Genomic DNA, 1625 nt, shown 5'->3' on the forward strand with positions numbered 1-1625 from the left:
CATTAGCAGCACAACCCACGACATTGATTAAAACAACGATAGTGTAGCGATAGGATGTGTGCACAGAGTTAAGATTTATATAGCATTGATTTTTATGTATCAGATTATCATCAGCTGCGCAAAACTGTGTCAGGATGACAAATGTGAATATAAAGAGGACTATATAAGAGTTTGGGATATAAAAGCTTGCAATGAAAGCTCTATATCAATAGTTATAGTTAGTAGTTTCGTTCAGTATACAATTGTGTTTTGTGTTGATAAACACGAGGAGAATAGCGTTAAGACGCATCAGGAAATTTTATGTTTCTCTTGACAGCAGACTATACGGTTTTAAAGTCAGGCTTGTCAATTATTTTTGTTAAAAAATTTGCATAATTTGCTCTTTGACCAATAAAAATGCAAAAAAGCCATCATCTTGTACAGATAATGGCCAATTTTGATCATTTATTCAAACAATCGAGGGTATTGATATATAATTTATAAATGCTTATCAAGTACTTTAGCAAGTTCAGATTTTGGCTGTAAACCCATTACTGAGTCTACTTTTTCGCCGTCTTTAAAGACGAATAAAGTTGGTATGTTACGAATACCAAAGCGGCTTGCTGCCTGTGGATTGTTGTCTACATCGACTTTGACGATTTTTACTTTGCCTTGATAGTCGTTGGCCAAATCTTCTAAGATAGGCGCTATCGACTTACAAGGACCACACCAAGTCGCCCAAAAGTCTACTAGGACTGGGACATCAGATTGTAGTACGTCTTGGTCAAAGTCTGCATCGGTGGTATTAACAATAAGGTCTGACATAATTATTCTCTCTTGTTGTATCATCTTTTGGCTAGTAATAGATGAAAATAGTTTGATAAATTGGGTGGAAACATATATCTGCTATATGAGCCAGTCCTATTTATCTGTCTAACAAATTACCCAGTTACAGCCTAAGAAGTATGGAATGAAAGTGAAAATGTGCCATTATATTAGCATGTTTGCCACGTCTTGACAGACAAAGGGTGGTTAAAATGCTTAACAACTAGTATTAGTACAATAAATCGAAACACAAATTAACACAGGCTACATCTTGGTAGTAGATTGTCCTTATAATTCGCCTGGTAAAAACGTATACATAACCTACTATGCTTTTTTGCCGTATTTAAACTCATTTACAGAAGTAGCTATTTTTTATGCCTTTTACCGATGAAGACATCGCTGCCATGAATTTACAAGAAACTCAGTATCCAGTAGAGTTTTTTCAAAAATTTGCGCGCGAGATTACCGTTTATGAAGATGACGATATTTGGGTAGTAGACAAACCTGCAGGGTTATTAAGTGTCGATGGTAAGACTTTAAAGGTCAGTCTATTGGCACGACTTGAACGCGCAAATCCTGACGTAAAACTCATTCATCGGTTGGATATGGATACCTCAGGCCTGCTTATCTTTGCAAAAAATGCGGCCGCTCAGACCAATATTAGTAAACAATTCATTGACAGATTGCCGCAAAAGACTTATCAAGCACGGGTTTTTGGTACTTGGGAGACAATAGGAGCTACGGGGAAAATATCTGTGCCCGTAAGATATGAGCCGACAACCAAGCCGCGGCATATCGTTGACCATGATTGGAGTAAGAAC

Annotated in this window: 2 protein-coding genes; one reads left to right on the forward strand and one right to left on the reverse strand. The window is 37.1% G+C overall.

Going from position 1 to position 1625, the window contains the following annotated elements:
* Window positions 1–477: 477 nt before the first annotated feature.
* Window positions 478–804: a thioredoxin gene (gene trxA / locus ACS8FD_RS13985; protein ID WP_439263128.1), complete on the reverse strand. Its 327-nt coding sequence runs from the start codon at window positions 802–804 to the stop codon at window positions 478–480.
* A gap of 374 nt (window positions 805–1178) precedes the next feature.
* Between trxA and ACS8FD_RS13990 the strand changes: the two genes are divergently transcribed.
* On the forward strand, window positions 1179–1625 hold a 447-nt coding region (locus tag ACS8FD_RS13990; protein ID WP_439276315.1), incomplete at its 3' end, for a pseudouridine synthase.

Source organism: Psychrobacter sp. 1U2 (genome assembly GCF_051847575.1).